This is a genomic window from Paraburkholderia sp. 35.1, from assembly GCF_050436525.1.
In the GTDB taxonomy this organism is placed as follows: domain Bacteria; phylum Pseudomonadota; class Gammaproteobacteria; order Burkholderiales; family Burkholderiaceae; genus Paraburkholderia; species Paraburkholderia tuberum.
Genome location: NZ_JBNDMJ010000003.1, coordinates 506,642 through 529,536, shown reverse-complemented (window position 1 = coordinate 529,536; position 22,895 = coordinate 506,642). Strand labels below are relative to the sequence as shown.

The following is a 22,895-nucleotide window of genomic DNA, read 5'->3' as shown; positions in this document are numbered from 1 at the left end:
ATCAGATGGGGGCGATCACGAAGTACTCAAAGCTGTTTCATCAGCACGAGCGATTTGCGCTGCCAGTTATAGAGTCGGCGGCGGTCTTCGGGCAGGTCGTCGACCGTAACCTTGACGAAGCCGCGCTTCAGGAACCAGTGTTCGGTGCGCGTGGTGAGCACGAAAATGCGCGTGAGGCCGCGTGCCCGCGCGCGCTGTTCGATGCGCTTGAGCAGGCGCTCGCCGTCGCCGGTGCCTTGAGCTTCGGGCGCGACGGTCAGGCACGCCATTTCGCCGATGCGCTCCTGCGGATACGGATACAGCGCCGCGCAGCCGAACAGCACGCCGTCGTGCTCGATCACCGAGAAATGGTCGATATCGCGTTCGATCTGGTGACGGCCGCGCCGTACCAGCGTGCCGTCTGTTTCGAGCGGCTCGATCAGCGCGAGAATGCCGCCGACGTCGTCCGGCGTTGCTTCGCGCAGGCTTTCGAGGTTCTCGTACGAAATCATCGTGCCGACGCCATCGTGCAGGAACAGTTCGAGCAACAGGCTGCCGTCGAGCGCGTACGGGATGATGTGCGCACGCGGCACGCCACCGCGGCAGCCGCGGATCGAATGCTTCAGGTAGAACGCGGCGTCGCCGGTCACTTCGCCGCTTTCGTGCAGCTTGTAGGCGTCGTCGAGCGACAGTTCGCGGATCAGCTCGGTGCCGCTTTCGCCGGTTTCCATCAGGCCCGGCGTTTCGGTCAGGAACACGATCTTGTCGGCGCGCAGCGCGATCGCCGCGGCCGAGGCCACGTCTTCCATCGACAGATTGAATGCCTCACCGGTGGGCGAGAAGCCGAGCGGCGACAGCAGCACGAGCTTGCGGCTCGCAAGCGAGTGTCGGATCGAATCCGCGTCGATCTTGCGCACGAGGCCCGTGTGCTGGAAGTCGACGCCGTCCAGAATGCCGACGGGGCGCGCCGTCACGAAGTTGCCCGATACGACGCTGATGTGCGCGTGCGCCATTGGCGTGTTCGGCAGACCCTGGCTGATCGCGGCTTCGATGTCGAGACGCACTTCGCCGGCCGCCTCCTTCGCGGACTCGAGCGCGCGCGCGTCGGTGATGCGCATGCCGTGTGAAAACTCCGATTCGACGCCGTGCAGGCTCATCTGCTCCTCGACCTGCGGGCGCGAGCCATGCACGAGCACGATCTGGATGCCCATTGCCTGCAGCAGCGCGATGTCGGACACGAGCGCATTCAGCAGCCCTTGATGCACCACTTCGCCGCCGAAACCCACGACGAATGTCTTGTTTCGGAACGCGTGGATATACGGGGCGACGGAACGCATCCAGTCGACGAATTGCGCGTGCTGGGCGAGGGTTTCCGGCGAGTCGGCGGGGGCCGGCACGCTCGCGGGCGCGGGGACGAGGTCGGTTTGGGAATTCATGCCGGGGATTATAATGCGCCCCCATGTCGAATGTACCCAAAAGTCCCGCTGGGGCGAACGAGAAACCGGCGTCGGCCGGCGAGCCGGCCAACCCCGGCGATACGATGCGCCGCCCAGCGCAGGATGCGAAACCCGATCAGGCGCGTGACGCGCGTCGGGGGGCGGGCGCGTCTGTGCGAAAGGTGCCGCCCGAAGGGGGCGGTGCAGGTCGAAAAGGTCGCGAAGAGCACGCTGGCGCGCGTGACGAACGGCGCGATGAATCCCGCGATGAATCGGATGACGCGTCTGGTGCGAAGCGGGGCGGTGGGGCTCGTGGCGAGCAGCGTCACGGATTGCGCGACAAACAATCGGGCGAGCCGCGCAAGGAACAACCTCGCGCGCCGCGCGAAGCGCGGCCGTCGCGGGTCGTCGAGCCGAATCCGATTCCACCGGTCACGTTCCCCGAAGCGCTTCCTGTCTCCGGTCGTCGCGACGAGATCGCGCGGGCGATCGCGGAGAATCAGGTCGTGATCGTGTCGGGCGAAACCGGCTCGGGCAAGACCACGCAGTTGCCGAAAATCTGCCTCGCGCTTGGCCGTGGTCTCGGTGCCGGCGGCAATGGTCTGATCGGCCATACGCAGCCGCGCCGGATCGCCGCGTCGGCGACCGGGCGCCGTATCGCCGAGGAACTCGGCACGCCGTTCGGCGAAGTGGTGGGATACAAGGTGCGCTTCAACGACAACCTCGCGCCGGGCGCATCGGTCAAGCTAATGACCGACGGCATTCTGCTTGCGGAAACGCAGACCGATCCGCTGCTGAATGCCTACGACACGCTGATCATCGACGAAGCACACGAGCGCAGCCTCAACATCGATTTTCTGCTCGGCTACCTGAAGGAGATTCTTCCCAAGCGTCCCGACCTGAAGCTGATCGTCACCTCGGCGACGATCGACGCCGACCGTTTTGCGCGTCATTTCGGCAGCGACGACAAACCCGCGCCGGTGATCGAAGTGAGCGGCCGGATGTATCCGGTCGAGGTACGTTACCGTCCGGTCGTCGAGGACAGCCCGGCGGTCAAGGCGGCGCAAGGGACCTCGGGTGCAACCTCGTCTGGCCGCGAGCGCCCGAAGACGCAGCGCGAGACTGATCGTGATCTGATGGAGGCGATCGTCGACGCCGTCGACGAACTGTGCCGCGAAGGCCCCGGCGACGTACTGGTATTCCTGCCCGGCGAGCGCGAGATTCGCGACGCCGCCGAGGCGCTGCGCAAACATCATCCGCCCCACACGGAGATCCTGCCGCTGTTCGCGCGGCTCTCGGCCGCCGAGCAGGAGCGCGTGTTCCGCGCGTCGAACGCGCGCCGCATCGTGCTCGCGACCAACGTCGCCGAAACTTCGCTGACGGTACCCGGCATCCGCTACGTGGTCGACACCGGCCTTGCGCGCGTGAAGCGCTACTCGTATCGCAACAAGGTCGAGCAGTTGCAGGTCGAGTCGATTTCGCAGGCCGCCGCGAACCAGCGCGCGGGGCGTTGCGGCCGGGTCGCCGATGGCATCTGCATTCGTCTGTATGAGGACAGCGACTTCCAGGGCCGCGCGCGCTTCACCGATCCGGAAATTCTGCGCTCGTCGCTTGCTTCGGTGATTCTGCGCATGAAGTCGCTGCATCTGACGGCGATCGAAACCTTCCCGTTTATCGAACCGCCGCCGGGCCGTGCGATTTCCGATGGCTACCAGTTGCTCAACGAGCTCGGCGCCGTCGACGACGACACCCACCTGACGCCGCTCGGCCGCGAACTCGCGCGACTGCCGCTCGATCCGCGCGTCGGCCGCATGATCCTCGCCGCGCGCGACCAGCAGGCGCTGAAGGAAGTGCTGATCATCGCGAGTGCGCTGTCCGTGCAGGACCCGCGCGATCGCCCGATCGAAGCGCAGGAGCAGGCGGACCAGGCGCATCGCCGGTTCGCCGACGAGCGCTCCGAATTCCTGCAGTGGCTGAAGATCTGGAACTGGTTCGACGAAGCGATCGCGCACAAGAAATCGAACCGGCAGCTGCAGGACGAGTGCCGCAAGAACTTCCTGTCGCAACTGCGGCTGCGCGAATGGCGCGACGTCCACTCGCAACTGCTGACGGTGGTGCGCGAGCACGGCTGGCGGCTGAACGAAGCGGAGGCAACATTCGAGCAGATCCATCTGGCGCTGCTGACCGGTCTGCTCGGCAACATCGGCCTGAAAGCCGACGACGAGCCGTACTACCTCGGCGCGCGCGGCATCAAGTTCTATTTGTGGCCCGGCTCGGCGCTCGTGAAAAAAGCAGGCAAGTGGGTGATGGCCGCCGAGCTCGTCGAAACGAGCCGTCTGTACGCGCGCTGTATCGCGAAAATCGAGCCGGAGTGGGTCGAGAAGGTCGGCGCGCATCTGCTCAAGAAGTCGTTGTCCGAGCCGCATTGGGAAAAGCGCGCGGCGCAGGTGTCCGCGTTCGAGCGCGCGATGCTGTACGGCCTGCCGATCTATCACCGGCGGCGCGTCGCATTCGGCAAGCAGGACCCGGCGCGGGCGCGCGAGCTGTTCATTCGCGGTGCGCTCGTCGAAGGCGAGTTCGACACGAAGCTTGCGTTCTTCGCGCACAACCGCAAGCTGCTCGCCGACATCGAGCAGCTCGAGCACAAGTCGCGCCGCCAGGACGTGCTGGTCGACGACGAATTGATCTACGCGTTCTACGATCAGGCGCTGCCGGACGGCATCCATACCGGCGCCGCGTTCGAGCGCTGGTATCGCGACGAGGTCGAAAAGAGCGGCCAGGCGGAGGACAAGCTGCGGCTGTTGTATTTGTCCCGAGACGATCTGATGCGGCACGAGGCGGCGGGTGTCACGACGGATCTGTTCCCTAAGCGGCTGACGATGGCGGGCATCGAGATGGCGCTGACCTACCACTTCGAGCCGGGCACGCCGCGCGACGGCGTGACGCTCGCAGTGCCGCTGTACGCGCTGAACCAGGTCGACGCGCGCCGCTGTGAGTGGCTCGTGCCCGGGATGCTGAAAGAAAAGGCGCAGTTGCTGCTGAAGTCGCTGCCGCAAAAGCTGCGTCGGCATTGCGTGCCGCTCCCCGAGTACGCGGCGGGCTTCGCCGAACGGCACGGCGCTCAGCGCTTCGGAGGAGGAGGCTTGCTCGAGGCGCTGATCGCCGACCTGCGCGAGCAGACCCAGGTCGCGATGAAGCAGTCCGACTTCAAGCTCGAGACGCTGCCCGCGCATCTGTTCATGAACTTCAAGGTCATCGACGAACATGGCAGGCAGCTCGCGATGGGGCGCAATTTGTCGCAACTGCGCGCCGAGCTCGGCGCTCAGGCGCAGCAGCATTTCCAGAAGCTCGTTTCGGGCGCGGCGGGCGCCGCCTTGGCCGACGCGGGCGGCGGCGGTGTTGCGGCACCTGCACGCTCTCCAGATTTGGCTCAGAGTGGCGCGTCGCGCGGCAAGGGCGCGGCCGCGCCGCAACCCGCGACACCCGAAGGCGCACCAGCCACCGCGCTGTATGAAAACCTGACCACGTGGAATTTCGGCAAGTTGCCCGAGTTGCTCGAAATTCGCCGTGGTGGTCAGACGCTGTTTGGCTACCCGGCGCTCGTGGACCGTGGCACCCATTGCGACGTCGAGGTGTTCGATTCGCCGGAAGAAGCCGCGCGGATTCATCGGGCGGGCTTGCGTCGGCTCTTCGCGCTGCAGTTGAAGGAGCCGATCAAGTATCTGGAGAAGAATCTGCCAGGCCTGCGCGAAATGGCCATGCAGTTCATGCCGCGCGGCACGCAGGAGGAACTGCGCGATCAGCTGATCGACACCGCACTCGACCGCGCGTGTCTGCAGGATCCGCTGCCCGACGACGATGCGAGCTTCCATGTCCGCCGCGACGAAGGGCGTAGCCGCCTCACGTTGCTCGCGCAGGAAATTTCGCGGCTGGTCGGTCAGATTCTTGGCGAATACGCGAGCCTGACGAAGAAGCTCCTGCAGGCGAAGCCATTCGTGGCCGCGTACACCGATCTGCAGAATCAGCTCGATGCGCTGATCGGCAAGCGTTTTGTCGTCGATACGCCGTATGCCCAACTCGCACATTTCCCGCGTTATCTGAAGGGGATGGCGCTGCGTATCGACAAGCTGCGCGCGGACGCCATACGCGACGCGCGCCAGTTCGCCGAATTCCAGCCGCTGCTGCAGCACTATCAGCGCGCGGTGTCGCAGCGCGGCGGCGTCGTGGATCCGCGGCTCGCGGAATTCCGCTGGCTGCTCGAAGAATTGCGCATCTCGCTGTTTGCGCAGGAGTTGCGCACCCCGATGCCGGTTTCGGTGAAGCGCCTGCACAAGGTGTGGGAGTCGATGCAGCGCTAAAGCCAGGGCGCTCGCTCGCGGACGCTGGACACTGGGTGTGCACCGCGGCCGATGAGCGGGCCCGCGCACCGGTGCGCGCGGGGTACACCGAGCGTCCTCAGAGCGCCGTCGCGGCCGGACTCGGTCCGATACGTTCGTTCGAGCTGATTTCACCAATGCATCCCCGCGCCGATCGATGCACCGAACTGTCGGCGAGAGTCGGTGCTGCCTTGGACCTTGTAGATCCATTTGCCGGTGTCCGACAACTGCGACACGCTGATTGCGAGCGCAGATTGACCGCCGTACGTGCCACCCGCCATGGCGACCATGCCGTGTCCCGGCAGGACCGCTTGCGGCAAAGCTGCCATTGCGAGCGCCGATGCCGTGCCCCCGTAGCTGTCCCGGCGGGCGGAGCGGATCTGGTCGTCGGTATAGCGATTCGACGCGCTGATCGCGCCGCTCACGCTTTGCTGCAACTGATTGACGTTGACCGCGTCGGTGCCTCGCACGCCGGCCGCGACGTTGGCGATCTGGCGTTCCTGGCCCGCCGCGCCAACCGATACCGTGTTCGCTCGGTCGGCGACGGAGCCCTGGCCTAACGCCACCGAGTTGTCGGCGCTCGCGCTGGCTGCGGCACCGACCGCCGTCGCGTTGTTGCCGCTGGCGATGGCGTTCGCTCCGATGCTTGCCGCGTTGGTGCCGCTTGCTTGTGCATTCGCGCCGACGGCAATCGCGTTCGTGCCGGCCGCCTCTGCGTTCGCACCCTCGGCGACCGTGTTGACGCCGCTCGCCCGCGCGTTCGCCCCGGCCGCAATCGCGTGCGCGCCGGACGCCTGCGCGCTCTCAGTCGCGCTATCGCCTGCCGCGCTGAACAACGCGTCGGCCGAGCCGATCGTCGCGTTATTGATCGCGCCTTCAAGCGCCGCGTTCAGCTGACCGAGGTTGACCGCGTCGGACGCCTGTACGCCGTCCGCGACGTTGTGGATGACGGTGCCCTCCGTGGTATCGCCGCCGAGCGTAACGCTGTTCCGGTTGATGCTGCCGTCGGCGTTCGTGTCGTACATGACCGCGCCGTCGAGCTTCGCTGCGGTCGCGCTGCTCTGGTCGCTCACCGCTTTCAGCTGGGCGACGTTGACCGCATCGGTGTCGGCGGTGCCAGCCGCGACGTTGGTGATCTGGCGTTCGTTGCCCGTTGAACCGACCGACACGGTACCCGCGCGATCGGCGATCGAGCCCTGGCCGAGCGCGACGGAGTTTGCAACTAGCGCGCTCGAGTTAGATCCGAGCGAAAGTGCGTTGTCGGCGGCTGCGCTGGCACCGGAGCCGAGCGCGAGGGCGCCGGCGCCGTTCGCCGTGGCGTTGGAGCCGAGCGCCGTCGCACCGGAGCCGTAGGCCGACGCTGAGGCGCCCAGCGAGGTCGCGTCGGCCGTGCCGGCGACGGCGCCCGCGCCGATCGCGGTCGAGTCGGTTGCGCTGGCGCTGGCGCTGGTGCCGAATGCGGTTGCGTTGCTGCCCATAGCGCTGGCGTTGCTGCCCGCGGCAAGCGCGTGCGTGCCGTCTGCGAGCGCCTCGTTGGAGCCGTCGACCGGGTCAGCAGCGCTGAAGTAATGCAGCGCGCTGCTTTGAGCGAGTGCATCGACCTTGTTGTCGACCGCGCTCAACTGGCTCACGTTGACCGCGTCGGTGGGCGCGGCGCCCGCGGCGACGTTGGTCAGGCGACGCTCGTTGTTCGCCGAGCCGAGCGAGACTTCGCCCGTCGCGCTGGAGGCCGCGATCGGGGTGGCGCCCGTTCCCACGGGCACAAACGCGCTTTGCGACAGGTCCGTCGTGGTGCTGGCGTTGGCGCCTAGCGCGACGCTATTGTCGGCGCTCGCGTTTGCGTTGCTGCCGAGCGCGATCGCGCCGGCTCCCGCGGCCGTTGCGCCGAAGCCGATTGCGCTGGCGTAGGCGCCGCGTGCCTGCGCGGCAACGCCGAGGGCGATGGCGCCGACGCCGCTGACGACGGCATTACTGCCAAGCGCGACGCTCGAGTCCGCGAGCGCCGAGGCCCATGCTCCGGCGGCGAGCGAGTTGGCGCCTCCGGCCTGCGCGACATAGCCGAGCGCGGTCGATCCGACGCTGGTTGCCGTGGATAGGGAGCCAAACGCGGAGGCGGCCGAGTCCGCCGCTATTGAACCGGAGCCCGCTGCGACCGAGTCGACGCCAAGCGCCGACGCGTTCAGACCGAGCGCGGTCGCGCGTTCCGCTTGCGCATTCGCATAAGGCCCGAAGGCGCTCGCGCCTTCGCCTTGTGCGGAAGAGGAGAGGCCCATGGCGACGGCGCTATCGCCGTGCGCCGTGGCGTTCGCCCCTAACGCGATCGTGCCGTCGTTTTGCGCGTTCGCCTGCGAGCCGACCGCCAGCGATGAGTCGCCGCTTGCGGTGGCCTGTGCGCCTATCGCGACCGCGATGTCGCCGGGCGCGCTGGCCGTGCCTACCTCGACGGAATCGACGCCGGCGCCTGTCGCTTCCGTGACGTAAAGCGCCGCCGCCGCTATTGCAACACCCGCGGTACTTCGAACCGCCCGGGCGATGCTTTTCTGGCGCGCGGAAGCACGGTGTGTTTGCAGGCAGGCAGTTCGCCGTGCTGCGACTTCTATTTGAGACGTGGTATGGCGAATTATCGAAATATTCTTGTTCATCAATTAAAAATCCTCCGCATTATTGTAGTTGGTGGCACGCAGCGCGTATTCCGACTTTGACGTGAAGTTATTGCCTGGTGGGTTTGAAAATATTGAAAATACAAAAACGCCGGTCATTGGTAAGGCTTGCGTTATTTGGCCGAGCGCGCGTCAGCCCGGCGATGTACGCTCGGGATTCATGGGGGAGGCGTTACCGGGGCGGCGCGTATGGAGAATTCTCCGATGTCCGCGTGCAATCCAGATATCAGCAAACTCCGAAATTCAATCGGGCTAAAAAATATATTAATACGGCTGGGTTTTTATTGATAAGGAAAGAGGATTATTCTTATTGTTCCCGATAATCATTTGCGCGATTTTAACGTGTGGCTGATGCATGATTGACCCTGACAGGGAGAGCACATTGATTCCTCACTCGAAAACCCGCGGCGCGAGCATCAAACCGGACGTGGCAGACGAAACCTCCCGCACGCGGTCGCGCTTCATCGCACCCGTCATTTTTCGGTCGTCGCCAGTGACTTACGTCAACCGCCCGGACCGGCAAACGTTCTACAATGACCGTTGTTCTCCGAAGCGAGTTTTCATGCGTAAATTTTTTCTTCCCGGCTTGAGTGCCACGTTCGCCGCGACCGCGGTGCTGGTCGCCGCCGCAGGCTTTTTTTCTCCGGCGGCGCACGCCAATAACGTGATCGTGCTCAATTCCGGCGAGGCCACGCTGAGCCTGATCGACGAGAACAGCCACCAGGTCATCGGCACCGTGCCCACGGGCAAGGAACCGCATCACCTGATGGCCACGCCGGACAATTCCTCGCTGATCGTCGCCAATTCGGTGTCGAACAACTTGATGTTCGTCGATCCGAAGACGGGGCAGTTACAGCGCTGGGTCGAGAACATCGAAGATCCCTATCAGATCGGGTTTTCGCCTGATCGCAAGTGGCTCGTCACTACGGGACTGCGGCTCGATCGACTCGACATCTATCACTACGACAACCCGAAAAACCAGATGACGCTGGCTTCACGGCTGCCGCTCGCGGTGATGCCGAGCCACATGGCGTTCTCGAATGACAGCAAGACGGTGTTCGTCTCGCTGCAGATCTCGGGCGAGCTCGCTGCCATCGACCTGCCCACGCAAACCGTCAAATGGAAGATGAAGGTCGGCAAGGTGCCCGCGGGTCTGTGGATGACGCCGGGGGAAAAGTACCTGCTCGTCGGCATGACCGGCGAGGACTGCGTCGCCGTGGTGGACTGGCGCAACCAGAAGATCGTCAAGACGATTCACACGGGCAAGGGCGCTCACAATTTCCGCTCGCTCGCCGACGGCAAGCATGTCGCGGTGTCGAACCGCGTCGCTAGCACGATCAGCATCATCGACGAAGACACGCTCACCAACGTCGGCGACATCACCGGCCTGATGCCGGGACCCGACGATATGGAACTTTCCGCCGACAAACGCTATCTGTGGGTGACCTTCCGCTTCGCGAAGCACGTTGGCATCATCGATCTCAACACGCGCAAGCTGATCCAGACCATTGCGGTGGGCCGCTCGCCGCACGGCATCTATTTCTTCGACCGCGCGCCGGTGACGGCGCCGAACGGCGCTTGAGGGGCCTGAGGGCGCCCGACAGTGCCTGAGGGCAACAGGGCAGAGCCAGGACGTCACGAGCCACCAAGGATGAAGTAACAGGCCAGCATCATGTTCCATCTGATTTTCTCCTCACTCGACAGCTTCGTTTCAGCCGCGCAGACGTGGCTGTATGTCGACGTGGTGCAGCCGCTGCTGTTCCGGTTCAATCTGATGGACTACGACGAGGACACCTACGACAGCCTGTACTGGGTCATCGTCGGTGTGCTCGAGGTGCTCGCGATGTACGCGATCCTGCGTCCGCTCGAGGCACTGCGCCCGGTCGAGCAATGGGAGAACCGCAAGGCCGTGCGCGTCGACGTGCTGTACACGTGGATCGCCAAGCTCGGCATTCTGAACCTGTTCTTTTTCTTCGCGCTGCAACCGTTCTTCGACAACGTGCAAGGCTGGCTGCGGCTGCACGGCATCGCGAACCTGAACTTCGACAACCTGTGGCCCGGCGTGACCACGCAGCCGCTCGTCACGTTCGTTATGTATCTGCTCGTACTCGATTTCGCCGGCTACTGGTATCACCGCTGGCAGCACCGCTTCGGCGTGTGGTGGGAGCTGCATGCGGTACACCATAGTCAGCGGCAGATGTCGCTGTGGTCCGACGATCGCAACCATCTGCTCGACGATCTGCTGCAGGCGTCGTTCTTCGCGATGATCGCGCTCGCGATCGGTGTGCCGCCGTCGCAGTTCGTCGTGCTGGTTGCGATCACGAATCTCGCGCAAAGCGTGCAGCACGCGAACATCCGCCTGTATTACGGCTGGCTCGGCGAGCGGCTGCTCGTCAGCCCGGCGTTCCACCGCCGTCACCACGCGATCGGGTACGGTCATGAAGGGCTCAATTACGGTTGCAATTTCGGCGTGCTGTTCCCGTGGTGGGACATGTTGTTCCGCAGCGTGTCGTGGAGCCGCGATATGGAGCCGACCGGTATCAGCGATCAGCTCGAAGGCCGCCGCTATGGCGACGGATTCTGGGCGCAGCACTGGTTCGCCTTCGTGCGCATCGCGCATCGCCTCGTATCGAAGCGCCGCGCACCCGGCAACGACACCGCTGCCGTTTGAGTCGGTTCAGAGTCCGTTCTGAGTCCATTGCGGATCCATTCGAGCGCGCACTTTGCCGCGCTGCTCACTTCCGCCGGCGGCGCGTCCCTTGGTTTATGCTGTGCACGTTCGAGCGCACCCTCCAGTGCCCCTGCATGCCTGGCCCGGGCGCGGCGCGATTTTCCCGTCCATCGTTTCGTTCGCAGGCACTGGCTCGCATGAATGATCTGTTGCGCTCGTTTGGGCGCGCACTCGCAAGCGCGTTGCATCCGCGCATGCTCTGGCTGACCTTCAAACCGTTTATCGTCGCGACGGTCGGCTGGGGCGTACTCCTGTGGTTCTTCTGGCAGACGCTGACCGGCGCGACCCGCACCTGGCTCGACGACTGGTCTTTCACCGCCACGCTTTATCATCTGTTCGACGTGCTCGGTTTTTCGACGCTGCACTCGGTCATCGCGCCGTTCATCGTGATTGCGATGGCGATCCCGCTGATCGTCGTCACGGTGCTGCTGCTGATCGCCATGCTGTCGATGCCGGCCGTGATCCGCTTTCTCGCGGCCCGCCAGTTCGCCGGGCTGGAGATGCGCCGCGGCGGAACGTGGTACGGTAGCCTCGGTCAAGCGCTCTGGACCACGCTGCTGTGTCTGGCGCTGCTGATCGTCACGTTGCCGCTGTGGCTCGTGCCGCCGTTCTTCGCGTTGATTCCGCCGCTGCTGTGGGGATGGCTCACGTATCGCGTGATGACCTACGATGCGCTCTCGTTGCATGCGACGCGCGACGAGCGGCGCGAACTGGTGCGGCGCCATCGGCTGCCGTTGCTGCTGATCGGTATCGTGAGCGGCCTGCTAGGTTCGCTGCCGACGCTGTTGTGGGCGTCGTCGGTATGGCTGATTGTGCTGTTCCCGGTGATCACGACGGTGACGATCTGGATTTACGCGTTCATCCTCGTGTTCTCGGCGCTATGGTTCGGCAACTACTGCCTGCGCGCGCTGCAGCGCATGCGGGCGGAAGCGCCTGGTGGCGCGCGCGAGGTCGCGCCGGTTCCCTATTGATCAAACGAAAGAGGCGGCAATGGCATTTGGCGTCATCATCATCGGCGATGAAATCCTCTCGGGCAGACGCGTCGACAAGCATCTGCCGAAGGTCATCGAGTTGCTCAGCGGGCGCGGGCTATCGCTCGGCTGGGCGGAGTACATCGGTGACGATCCGGAGCGCATCACGGCGACGCTGCGGCGCACGTTCGCGTCGGGCGACATCGTGTTCTCGACGGGCGGTATCGGCGCGACACCGGACGACCACACGCGCCAGTGCGCGGCGGCCGCGCTCGGCGTGCCGCTCGAGCTGCATCCGGAAGCCGCGAAGCTGATTCAGGAGCGTATCCGCGACATGTATCCGGCGAACTCGCCGGCGCCGCTCGATCTGAACTCGCCCGAGAACCGGCATCGCCTGAATATGGGCACGTACCCGCAGGGCGCCGACATCATTCCGAACGGCTACAACAAGATTCCGGGCTTTTCGATCCGCCAACATCATTTCGTGCCGGGTTTCCCGGTGATGGCCTGGCCGATGATCGAGTGGGTGCTCGACACGCGGTACGCGCATCTGCATCACACGACGCCGCACGCTGAAAAATCGCTGCTGGTGTTCGAGTTGCCGGAGTCGCGCGTGACACCGCTGATGGAGAAAATCGAGCGCGATTTTCCGGGCGTGCGGGTGTTCAGCCTGCCGAGCGTCGGGGATGCGGAGCGCGGCGGCGTGTATGCGCGGCATCACATCGATCTGGGTGTGAAGGGTGAACCGGAAGCCGTCGCCGCGGCGTTCGTGAAGCTGCGAGAGGGGGTGCATCTGCTCGGTGGCGATATCGTCGAGCCTGAAGCGGCGGCGGCAGCAGCGGCCACGGGTAAGCCGTGAAGCTGAGCGGGCCCTCAATACGATTCAGGTAAGTAGTCAGGACACGGCTGCGCTGACGAAGTTTTATACGGCGTTCTATCACGCGCTGTGGGCGCCGAGCGGATTCAGCGATTCCAACGGCCAATATATCGGCTTCGACCAGCAGGTCCATACGGTTAGCGCGGGCCACGCGGCGCAGTACACCAGCTTTTCGGGCTGGGACATCCATCGCTCGCTGATTGCGCTCAAGGCCACGCTGTTTCCTCAGGAAACCAGCGATATGGCGCAGTCGCTAGTCAACGATGCGGATCAGTGCGGCGCGATTCCGCATTGGGTCAACGACAACGTCGAGGATGGCGTGATGCCCGGCGACGCCGGCTCGCTGATCGTGGCGGGCGCCTATGCATTCGGCGCGCGAGCGTTCGATACCTCGGGCGCGCTGAAGCACATGATCAAGATGGCCAACGTTCCCGGAACGGCGTGCAATGGCGTGACCACGAACGGCGGCCGCGCCAGTTATCTGCAGTTTGGCTACATCACGAATGGCGAATGGGGGCAGGCATCGTCGACGCTCGAATACGCGAGCAGCGATTTCGCCATTTCGCAGTTTGCCGGCCAACTGGGCAATTCAACGATCCAGAAGATGCTGCTGAGCCGCTCGGCCTGTTGGCAGAACCTGCTCAACACGTCGCTGCCGCCGTCTCTGATCGCCGCGCGCAACTCGGACGGAAGCTGAATTGCGCAGACGCAGAGCAGCACCGACAACTACGTCGAAGGCAATGCCGGGCAGTACAAACAACCACGGCATCGGCAGCGACGGCAGCACCGATACCGATGGTCAGGGTGCGGACTTCGACGGCTCGCTGTTCAGCTACTCGTCGCAGGCCTTGACGGCGGCGGGCGCGGCGCCGGGCAAACCGTTCTCCTTCGGCGGCGCGAGCTGCGTCTTGTCTGGCGGCCCGCTCGATAACGCGGGGGCGGTGGGGCAGACCATCGCGATGCCGCCGGGCAAGCTCGTGACGAGCGTCGCGCTGCCGAATCAGGTCAGCGCGGGCAAGTTGCACGTGTTCGGGATTTCGGCCGCGCGCTGAACACAATGGAGCGCCGCGCGCGCGGCGCCCGACGAAACAAGCGGTCCGCGCCTGAGGGTCAGGTTGGCGCGAACCGCGACATCGCAGTGTCACAACCCGCGCCGACGATGCAATCAATGCGTGGTCGGCGCGAACCGTTTCAATCGGCGTGCTTCAGCGCCGCGCCACGGGCTTCCGCAGACGCGGGCAGTGCGGCACGCGCCATCAGGCTCCGATCCACGGCAAGCCGCGAAAACACCATCCCGACACCGTCTTCCGATGCCCCTGGCCGTCCTTGTCGCCTTCGAAGCCTTCCAGCAGGTCATACGCCTTCGTGAAGCCGGCCTGGGTCGCGGCGATCGCGGCGAGCTTCGAGCGCGCGGCGCTGCGGCACAGGAACAGCACCGGCGTGTCGGGCGAGGCGACCTTCGCGAGTTGCTGCACGAACTCCTGATTGGGCACCGCGCCCGGATAGCGCGTCCATTCGACGTGCGCGTATTGGCCATCACCGATCACCGGCCGGCCGACCCAGTCGAGCTCGGCGCGGGTACGCACGTCGACGAGACGCGTGCGCGGATCGAGTTCCAGCAGTTCGAACGCCTCGGCCGGCGATACCGCGCCCGCGTAGGGCAGTTGGTTCTCGGTGCGGCGGGCGTCCGCCTTCGCGTAAAGCTGTTCGAGCGTGCTCATGAGTGTCAATCTCCTTCGGACCAAATGATCATTCTAGCGCGCTGCAGGCAGCGCACAGACCTGTGTAGACTGGACGGCGCCAGGCAGTCGCGGGCGGCCGTCCCAACCTCGATGCGCAAATATGGTGCATTTCCTGCTGAATGCACCAAAATGGTATGGATCGTCATTTCCAAAGCGGTGAATGCGCGAAATTGGTGCGTTGCGATGCCCGCACGTTTGTTTGCGAGGCTGCTCGCGCCTCGTGCGTGGCCGGCAAACGTAAGCAGCGTAATGGTGTGCGCCGGATTGGCCCATACGAGGCCCAGAGGTGGCACACTATCTGCTTTATAGGTGCCGATCGATTTATCCCGGCAGAATTTTCCGCCCGCGACGCCATATAAGTGGACGTTCCGGGATGGGTCAGCTAGATTGGGCGGCGGCTGAATCCGCCGAAATTGTTAATCAGGAGATAGGTTATGAGTAAATCCGTGGCCGACGTCATTCAACTCGTCAAGGACGAAGACGTCAAGTTTGTCGACTTCCGTTTCACCGACACGCGCGGCAAGGAACAACACGTTTCGGTGCCGGTGTCGGCATTCGATGAAGACAAGTTCGAAAGCGGCCATGCGTTTGACGGATCGTCGATTGCCGGCTGGAAGGGCATCGAAGCATCGGACATGTTGCTGGTCCCGGACGCGAACACGGCCTTCATCGACCCGTTCTACGAAGAATCGACCCTCGTGCTGACCTGTGACGTCGTCGAACCGGCTGACGGCAAGGGCTACGAGCGCGACCCGCGCTCGCTCGCGAAGCGCGCCGAAGCGTACCTGAAGAGTTCGGGACTCGGCGACACCGCGTACTTCGGTCCGGAACCGGAATTCTTCATTTTCGACTCGGTCCAGTGGAACACGGACCAGTCGGGCTGCTTCGTGAAGATCGGTTCGGAAGAAGCACCGTGGTCGTCGGCGAAGGAATTCGAAGGCGGCAACACCGGCCACCGTCCGGGCACCAAGGGCGGCTACTTCCCGGTCGCGCCGGTCGATTCGTTCCAGGACATCCGTTCGGAAATGTGTCTGCTGCTCGAACAGATCGGCGTTCCGGTCGAAGTGCATCACCACGAAGTGGGGGGCATGGGCCAGAATGAAATCGGCACGAAGTTCTCGACGCTGGTGCAGCGCGCTGACTGGACGCAGCAACTGAAGTACATCATCCAAAACGTCGCGCACACGTACGGCAAGACGGCAACGTTCATGCCGAAGCCGGTCGTCGGCGATAACGGTTCGGGCATGCACGTTCACCAGTCGATCTGGAAGGACGGCCAGAACCTGTTCGCGGGCAACGGCTACGCAGGTCTGTCGGAATTCGCGCTGTTCTACATCGGCGGCATCATCAAGCACGCTCGCGCGCTGAACGCGATCACGAACCCGGGTACGAACTCGTACAAGCGTCTCGTGCCGCACTTCGAAGCGCCGGTCAAGCTCGCTTACTCGGCTCGCAACCGTTCGGCATCGATCCGAATTCCGCACGTGTCGAACCCGAAGGGCCGCCGTATCGAAACGCGCTTCCCGGATCCGCTGGCGAACCCGTACCTGTGCTTCTCCGCGCTGATGATGGCGGGTCTGGACGGCGTGCAGAACAAAATTCACCCGGGCGAAGCCGCCGACAAGAACCTGTACGACCTGCCGCCGGAAGAGGATGCAAAGATCCCGACCGTGTGCGCGGGCCTCGACCAGGCTCTCGACTCGCTCGACGCGGACCGCGAGTTTCTGACGCGCGGCGGCGTGTTCACGGATGCGATGCTCGACGCGTACATCGAACTGAAGACGACGGAACTGCAGCGTTATCGTCAGGCGGTGCACCCGATCGAATTCGAAATGTATTACTCGCTGTAAGGGGCCATGGCGCTTCGCCCTTCACCCGGCGAAGCGCTTTGCCCGACGCTCGCGATCGGTCACGAAGGGACGGCGGCGCCGTCCCTTTTTCGTTAGGCCGTACGCACGGCCGGCCGCGCGCGGGCAACACGGCATTCGGTGCAGCACAATAAAGCAGCACTCCTGATTTATCACCATCTCCTACCGGCCAGACTGCAAGATGGTTCTCAAGAATCTGATCAAGGCAAGGAAAGGACACGAACAGACGCTGTCGGACGACATGCAGCTCGTGAGTTCTGGCCTGTTGCCAGGCTTCGAGGCGCTGCCGACCGTCTTGCTGGTGCTCGAGAAGCGCACGCTGCGCGTCGCGTTCGCGAATCCGTCGGCGGAGTCGATGCTGGAGATGTCTCGCAAGCAACTCACGCAGATGGCGTGGCCAGACATCTTCTCGAACGCGGACGAACTGGTCGCGACGATCACCTCGATCGCCGCACACCGTTTTCACGCGACGCATCTGGACGCCGTGCTCGAACGTCCCGGCCACGAGCCGCTGCACGTGCATGCGATCGTCGGTTTTCTGGAAAGCGCGCAGGACTACGTGTTGCTCGAACTGTTCGAGAACGAGCGGCATCTGCGCACCGACCGCGAAGAGCGCATCAACGACCTGACCGCCGTCAACAAGCATCTGATCCGCAATCTCGCGCACGAAATCAAGAATCCGCTGGGCGGCATTCGCGGCGCCGCGCAACTGCTCGAGTTCGAACTCGGCGAACGTGAGCGCGACGAGTTGCGCGAGTACACCCAGGTCATCATCAAGGAGTCGGACCGTCTGCAGACGCTGGTCGACCGCTTGCTCGAACCGCACCGGCATCCGCATATCGTCGGCGACGTGAATGTTCACGAGGTGTGCGAGCGCGTGCGTCAGGTGATTCTCGCGGAGTTTCCGCGCGGCCTGACGATCGAGCGCGACTACGACGTCAGCGTGCCGGATCTGCGCGGCGACAAGGAGCAGCTGATCCAGGCGCTGCTGAACATCGTGCGCAATGCGGCCGAGGCGTTGCGCGAGCGGATCTCGCAGGGCGATGCGCGCATCGAATTGCGCACGCGCATCGCGCGCAAGGTAACGATTTCAAAACGCCTGTGCAAGCTGGCATTGGACTTGCATATCATCGACAACGGCCCAGGCATTCCCGAAGAGATTCGCGACCGCATTTTCTATCCGCTCGTGTCGGGGCGCGAGGACGGCAGCGGTCTCGGTCTCACGCTAGCGCAGACCTTCGTGCAGCAGCACGAAGGTCTGATCGAGGTGGACAGCCGGCCGGGCCATACCGAGTTTCAGATTCTGCTGCCGCTCGACCTCTAGATAACACAAGCACCTCAAGACTTCTGACCGACCTATATGAAGCCGATCTGGATAGTAGACGACGATCAATCAATTCGCTGGGTGCTCGAGAAAGCGCTGGCGCGCGAGAACTTCGCGACGCGCAGCTTCGCGAACGTGCGCGAAGCGTCGGCCGCGCTCGATCACGACAGCCCGCAGGTGCTGGTCTCCGATATCCGCATGCCTGGCGGCTCCGGGCTGGAGTTGCTGCAAACCGTACGCGACAAGGTGCCGGGCTTGCCGGTCATCATCATGACCGCGTTCTCGGATCTCGATAGCGCGGTCGCCGCATTCCAGGGCGGCGCGTTCGAGTATCTGGCGAAGCCGTTCGACGTCGACAAGGCCGTCGAGCTGATTCGCCGCGCGGTCGACGAAAGCATGCGCGGCGAGCAGACGTGGGACGACCGCGTCGCCGAAGCGCCCGAGATGCTTGGCCAGGCGCCCGCGATGCAGGACATGTTTCGCGCGATCGGCCGCCTGTCGCATTCGGCGGCCACCGTGCTCATTACCGGCGAATCAGGCACCGGGAAGGAACTGGTCGCGCGTGCGTTGCACCGACATAGCCCACGCGCGAACGGCCCCTTCATCGCGTTGAACACGGCCGCGATTCCGAAGGATTTGCTGGAGTCCGAACTGTTCGGTCATGAGCGCGGGGCGTTCACCGGCGCGCAGGCGATGCGCCAGGGACGCTTCGAGCAGGCCGAGAACGGCACGCTGTTTCTCGACGAAATCGGCGACATGCCGTTCGATCTGCAGACGCGTTTGTTGCGCGTGCTGTCGGACGGGCAGTTCTATCGCGTGGGTGGCCACAATCCGTTGCGCGCGAATGTGCGGGTGATCGCGGCGACGCACCAGAATCTCGAATCGCGCGTGCGGCAGGGACTGTTTCGCGAGGACCTGTATCACCGTCTGAACGTGATCCGTCTGCGCTTGCCCGCGTTGCGCGAGCGCAACGAGGATATCCCGCTGCTGACGCGGCATTTCCTGCAAAAGAGTGCGCGCGATCTCGGCGTCGAACCGAAGCGCGTGTCCGAGGAGGCGCTCGCGTATCTCGCGTCGCTGCCGTTTCCGGGCAACGTGCGGCAACTCGAGAATCTCGCGAACTGGCTCACGGTGATGGCGCCCGCGCAGACGATCGAAACCAAGGATCTGCCGCCCGATCTCGGTCCCGCGCACGGCAGCGGGAGCGAGCTTGGTGCGGGCGCCGCTGCCGGCGCGACGACGGATGGCACCGTGGCGACCCATGCGGGAATCGCGGGCGGCGTGCCGCTCGCTGGCACGAACGGCGGCGCGCTCGTGCATCCGGGTGGGGCGGCCGGTGCGTCGGTCGCCACCGCGCTGAGCGCATGGGAAGGCGGCTTGCGCACCGAAGTCGCGCGCATGCTGCGCGAAAACGCGGCCGACGTGATGGACGAACTCGCGCGCCGCTTCGAAGCGGCCGTGATCCGCGAGGCGCTCGACTTCACGCGCGGCCGCAAGGTCGAGGCGGCCGAGCGGCTCGGCATCGGGCGCAATACGATTACGCGCAAGATTCAGGAGCTCAATCTGGAGCCTTGACACGCTCGTTCTGAGCGATGCTGCATGGCAGGCGGGGGCGGCTCAGGCCGCCTTCGTCGTTGTTGCATCGCGCCCCGCGGCATACCGTCAACCACCGCGCACGAGGCATAATCAACGCTGTTCCGATCCAACAGCCGACGATGCCAGCTTCTTCAGCTTCTCCCGCCCCGTTCGAGTGGCCGCTTTCCCCCGATCCTTTCCTGTCGCTCGAAGAGCTGTACGACGCTGACGCACTCGCATGGGTCGACGCGCAGAATGCGCGCACCCGCGTGGCGTGGTGCAGTGGCGAGTCGTTCGACGCGCTCAGACGGCGGCTCGCCGATGCCTATCTGCCGCGCGAGCGTCCGGTGATTCCCGATCGCTGGAAGGACTGGGCCTACGATTTGTGGCAGGACGAGCGCAATCCGCGCGGTATCTGGCGACGCACTGCGTGGGCCGCATGGCGCAACGGCGCACCGGTGTGGCAGAACCTGCTCGACTTCGACGCGCTCGGCGCGGCCGACGGCACGCCGTGGGTATGCGTCGATCTCGATATCCTTTATCCGGACGGCGACCGCGCGCTGATCACGATGTCGCCGGGCGGTTCGGATGCGCTCGTCGTGCGCGAGTTCGATCTCGACGCGCGGCGTTTCGTCGACGATGGCTTCGCGATTGCGAAGGCGGGCAAGCACACGGTGTCGTGGATCGATCGCGATACGCTGTACGTCGGCTGGGACAATGGGCGCAAGACGCTGACGCGCTCCGGTTATCCGCGCGACGTGCGGCGCTGGACCCGCGGTACGGCGCTCGCCGACGCGCCCGTCGTGTTTCGCGGCGAGTTTGGCGACATCGGCGTGGAGGCGCATTACGATCCGGTCGATCGCCGGCATACGGTGACGAGCAGCGTCGACTTTTTCGATTCGCACACGTATTACCTCGACGACGCTAGCGACGCCTGGCATCGTTACGAAGTGCCGTCGCACGTCGCGGTGGGGGCGTGGCAGGGCTGGCTGTTGCTCGAGCCGCGGCTCGATTGGGAGTGCGAGTGGGACGGCAATCTCGCGCGCTATCCGGGCGGCGCGCTGCTCGCGATTCGCGAGGACGCGTTTCTGCGCGGCGAGCGCGACGTGACGCCGCTCTTCACGCCGACGCCGCTGACCTCGGCCTGCGAGTGGTCGCATACGCGCCATCATATGATCGTGTCGTATCTCGACGACGTGCGCGGCAAGACGCTGATCTGGACGCCGTCGCGGCGCGAGGACGGCACCTGGCAGTGGCGTGAGCGCGTGTTCGCGTCGCGCGGCGATGCGCAGGTCGACGTGTCGCCGGTCGAGTCGACATTGAACGACGAAGTGTTCGTCGACACCGACGATTATCTGCAACCGCCCGCCTACTGGCTCTCCGATCTCGCGCTCGAGGAGCCCGGCGAATGGGAGTTGCTCGACCGTTGGCCGACGCAGTTCGACGCGACGCTCGTTGCGGTGACGCGCGGACATGCGGTATCGGCCGATGGCACGCGCGTACCCTACACGGTGATTGGGCCGAAGGAAGCGCCGTCATCGCCGGGCGATGAAAGCCCGACGCGCCCCTGTCTGCTGAGCGGCTACGGCGGCTTCGCGATTCCGCTGCTGCCGAGCTATCTGACGGGGCAGGGCATCGGCTGGCTCGAACGCGGCGGCGTGTACGTGGTCGCGCATATTCGCGGCGGCGGCGAGTTCGGCACGCGCTGGCACACGGCGGCGCAAGGCGAGCATCGCCAGCGCGCGTTCGATGATTTCATCGCGGTCGCCGAGGCGCTGATCGCGACCGGCGTGACGAGCGCCGCACAGCTCGGCATTCAGGGCGGCAGCAACGGCGGTTTGCTCGTGGCCGCCTGCATGGTGCAGCGGCCGCAGCTATTCGGCGCGGTCGTCTGCGAGGTGCCGTTGCTCGATATGAGCCGCTATCACCTGCTGCATGCGGGCGCCTCGTGGATCGACGAGTACGGCGACCCCGACGAACCCGATGAAGCGCGTGCGCTCGCCGCGTATTCGCCGTATCACAACCTCGCGGCGGGTGTCGCGTATCCGCCGGTGCTATTCACGACGTCGACCGCCGACGATCGCGTGCATCCCGGCCATGCGCGCAAAATGGCCGCGCGCATGCAGGCGCTGGGCGCGCAGCACGTGTGGTATCGGGAGAATACGGAAGGCGGCCACGGCGGCTCCGATGAGTTGGAGCAGGCCGAGCATGATGCGATGGTGTTCGGGTTCTTGTGGGGTGTGCTGGGCGGCGCTTGAAGCAATAGGGACGCGAGGCAGCGCTGCCTCGTTTCGTCGCTGTATGCCGGATCAGCCCAGCTGCGCGAACACTGGCGCGTGATCCGACGGCTGCTCCCACTTGCGCGGCACCTTGTCGATGTCGCACGCCGAGCAGATGTCGGCCAATGCCTTCGACAGCAGGATGTGATCGATGCGCAGTCCCGCGTTGCGACGGAACGCCATCATCCGGTAGTCCCACCACGAATAGATTTTTTCCTGCTGCTCGAACTGGCGGAACGCGTCGAGCAGACCGAGGCCGATCAGCCGCACGAACGCCGCGCGTTCCTCGGGCGACACCAGATTCTGACCTTCCCATGCCTTCGGATCGTGCACGTCGCGATCGTCGGGCGCGATGTTGTAGTCGCCGAGCAAGGCGAGCTTCGGATGCAGCGTCATCTCGGTGGCGAGCCAGTCGTGCAGCGCGTCGAGCCAGCGCAGCTTGTACGCGAACTTGTCGGTGCCGGGCGCCTGGCCGTTGGGGAAATACGCGGAGATGATGCGCACGCCGTCGATGGTTGCCGCGATCACGCGCTGCTGCGGGTCCTCGAAACCGGGGATGTTGCGCACGATGCTGCTTTCGTCGACGTTCAAACCTTCGCGCACCAGAATGCCGACACCGTTATAGGTTTTCTGACCCGCGTACCAGCTTCGATAGCCGACCGCCTCGAGTTCGGCGCGCGGAAATTTTTCGTCGGGAAGCTTCAGTTCCTGCAGGCACAGCACGTCGGTGCCGCTGCTCGCGAGCCAGTCGATGACGTGTTGCTGGCGGACTTTGAGGGAGTTGACGTTCCAGGTGGCGATTTTCATCAGTTGCACAACTCGTTGATTTTCAATAAATATTTGACTTGATGTGGTCGTGATATACGTATCGATATACCATTTCGCGAGTGGTGTTCCGCGAGTGGTGTTCCGTTATTCAGGAGTCACACGCCATGCCAGTCCGGCGTCGCAGCCTATATGATACGGCCTGTCACGCCGGGGGGCGCGGGTTCGAGTCCCGTCCACTCCGCCGGACAAAGCCCGTTCATGGGAACTTGAACGGGCTTTGCTTTTGGCCCATCACCAGGCCGTCAGCTC

13 protein-coding genes, 1 tRNA gene and 1 pseudogene are annotated in these 22,895 nt (G+C 64.5%); 11 read left to right on the top strand and 4 right to left on the bottom strand.

Going from position 1 to position 22,895, the window contains the following annotated elements; genetic code table 11:
- Positions 1-26 precede the first annotated feature (26 nt).
- Complete coding sequence (argA, locus tag OKW27_RS22425) at positions 27-1,415, bottom strand: amino-acid N-acetyltransferase (protein ID WP_090800877.1); 1,389 nt, start codon at positions 1,413-1,415, stop codon at positions 27-29.
- Between the two features lie 23 nt (positions 1,416-1,438).
- Between argA and hrpA the strand changes: the two genes are divergently transcribed.
- Positions 1,439-5,773: an ATP-dependent RNA helicase HrpA gene (hrpA, locus tag OKW27_RS22420; RefSeq protein WP_429334904.1), complete on the top strand. Its 4,335-nt coding sequence runs from the start codon at positions 1,439-1,441 to the stop codon at positions 5,771-5,773.
- A gap of 149 nt (positions 5,774-5,922) precedes the next feature.
- Here hrpA and OKW27_RS22415 read toward each other — a convergent pair whose 3' ends face one another.
- Positions 5,923-8,433, bottom strand: a complete 2,511-nt coding sequence (locus tag OKW27_RS22415; RefSeq protein WP_429334903.1) for a YadA family autotransporter adhesin — start codon at positions 8,431-8,433, stop codon at positions 5,923-5,925.
- A 580-nt stretch (positions 8,434-9,013) separates the two neighbouring features.
- On the opposite strand from OKW27_RS22415, the gene OKW27_RS22410 reads away from it, so the two are divergent.
- From OKW27_RS22410 to OKW27_RS22390, 5 genes and pseudogenes are all read left to right on the top strand, one after another.
- Positions 9,014-10,033, top strand: coding sequence for a beta-propeller fold lactonase family protein (locus OKW27_RS22410; protein ID WP_429334902.1), 1,020 nt, complete (start codon positions 9,014-9,016; stop codon positions 10,031-10,033).
- Positions 10,034-10,123: 90 nt separating this feature from the next.
- Positions 10,124-11,122: a sterol desaturase family protein gene (locus tag OKW27_RS22405; RefSeq protein WP_090800869.1), complete on the top strand. Its 999-nt coding sequence runs from the start codon at positions 10,124-10,126 to the stop codon at positions 11,120-11,122.
- Between the two features lie 197 nt (positions 11,123-11,319).
- On the top strand, positions 11,320-12,153 hold the full coding sequence (locus OKW27_RS22400; RefSeq protein WP_429334901.1) for an EI24 domain-containing protein: 834 nt from the start codon (positions 11,320-11,322) through the stop codon (positions 12,151-12,153).
- Between the two features lie 19 nt (positions 12,154-12,172).
- A complete protein-coding gene (locus tag OKW27_RS22395; RefSeq protein WP_429334900.1) occupies positions 12,173-13,012 on the top strand; it encodes a competence/damage-inducible protein A in 840 nt (279 codons plus the stop codon).
- A 13-nt stretch (positions 13,013-13,025) separates the two neighbouring features.
- Positions 13,026-14,025 (top strand): annotated as a pseudogene (locus OKW27_RS22390) (glycoside hydrolase domain-containing protein); the annotation flags it as partial.
- Positions 14,026-14,286: 261 nt separating this feature from the next.
- Here OKW27_RS22390 and OKW27_RS22385 read toward each other — a convergent pair.
- Positions 14,287-14,751 carry a rhodanese-like domain-containing protein gene (locus tag OKW27_RS22385; RefSeq protein WP_090800864.1) on the bottom strand — a complete coding sequence of 155 codons (465 nt, stop codon included), beginning with the start codon at positions 14,749-14,751 and terminating at the stop codon, positions 14,287-14,289.
- A 455-nt stretch (positions 14,752-15,206) separates the two neighbouring features.
- On the opposite strand from OKW27_RS22385, the gene glnA reads away from it, so the two are divergent.
- The 4 genes from glnA (at position 15,207) to OKW27_RS22365 (ending at position 21,797) form a co-directional block, all read left to right on the top strand.
- Complete coding sequence (gene glnA, locus OKW27_RS22380; RefSeq protein ID WP_429334899.1) at positions 15,207-16,622, top strand: type I glutamate--ammonia ligase; 1,416 nt, start codon at positions 15,207-15,209, stop codon at positions 16,620-16,622.
- Between the two features lie 199 nt (positions 16,623-16,821).
- Positions 16,822-17,964, top strand: coding sequence for a nitrogen regulation protein NR(II) (glnL, locus tag OKW27_RS22375; RefSeq protein ID WP_090800860.1), 1,143 nt, complete (start codon positions 16,822-16,824; stop codon positions 17,962-17,964).
- A gap of 36 nt (positions 17,965-18,000) precedes the next feature.
- Positions 18,001-19,539 carry a nitrogen regulation protein NR(I) gene (ntrC, locus tag OKW27_RS22370; RefSeq protein ID WP_429334898.1) on the top strand — a complete coding sequence of 513 codons (1,539 nt, stop codon included), beginning with the start codon at positions 18,001-18,003 and terminating at the stop codon, positions 19,537-19,539.
- Positions 19,540-19,679: 140 nt separating this feature from the next.
- A complete protein-coding gene (locus OKW27_RS22365) occupies positions 19,680-21,797 on the top strand; it encodes a prolyl oligopeptidase family serine peptidase (protein WP_429334897.1) in 2,118 nt (705 codons plus the stop codon).
- Between the two features lie 51 nt (positions 21,798-21,848).
- On the opposite strand, the gene xth is transcribed toward OKW27_RS22365, so the two are convergent.
- Positions 21,849-22,625 (bottom strand): exodeoxyribonuclease III, encoded by a 777-nt coding sequence (gene xth, locus OKW27_RS22360; RefSeq protein ID WP_090800854.1) that lies wholly within the window; start codon positions 22,623-22,625, stop codon positions 21,849-21,851.
- A 78-nt stretch (positions 22,626-22,703) separates the two neighbouring features.
- Between xth and OKW27_RS22355 the strand changes: the two genes are divergently transcribed.
- Positions 22,704-22,827 (top strand) — tRNA-OTHER (locus OKW27_RS22355).
- The last annotated feature ends 68 nt before the right edge of the window (positions 22,828-22,895 follow it).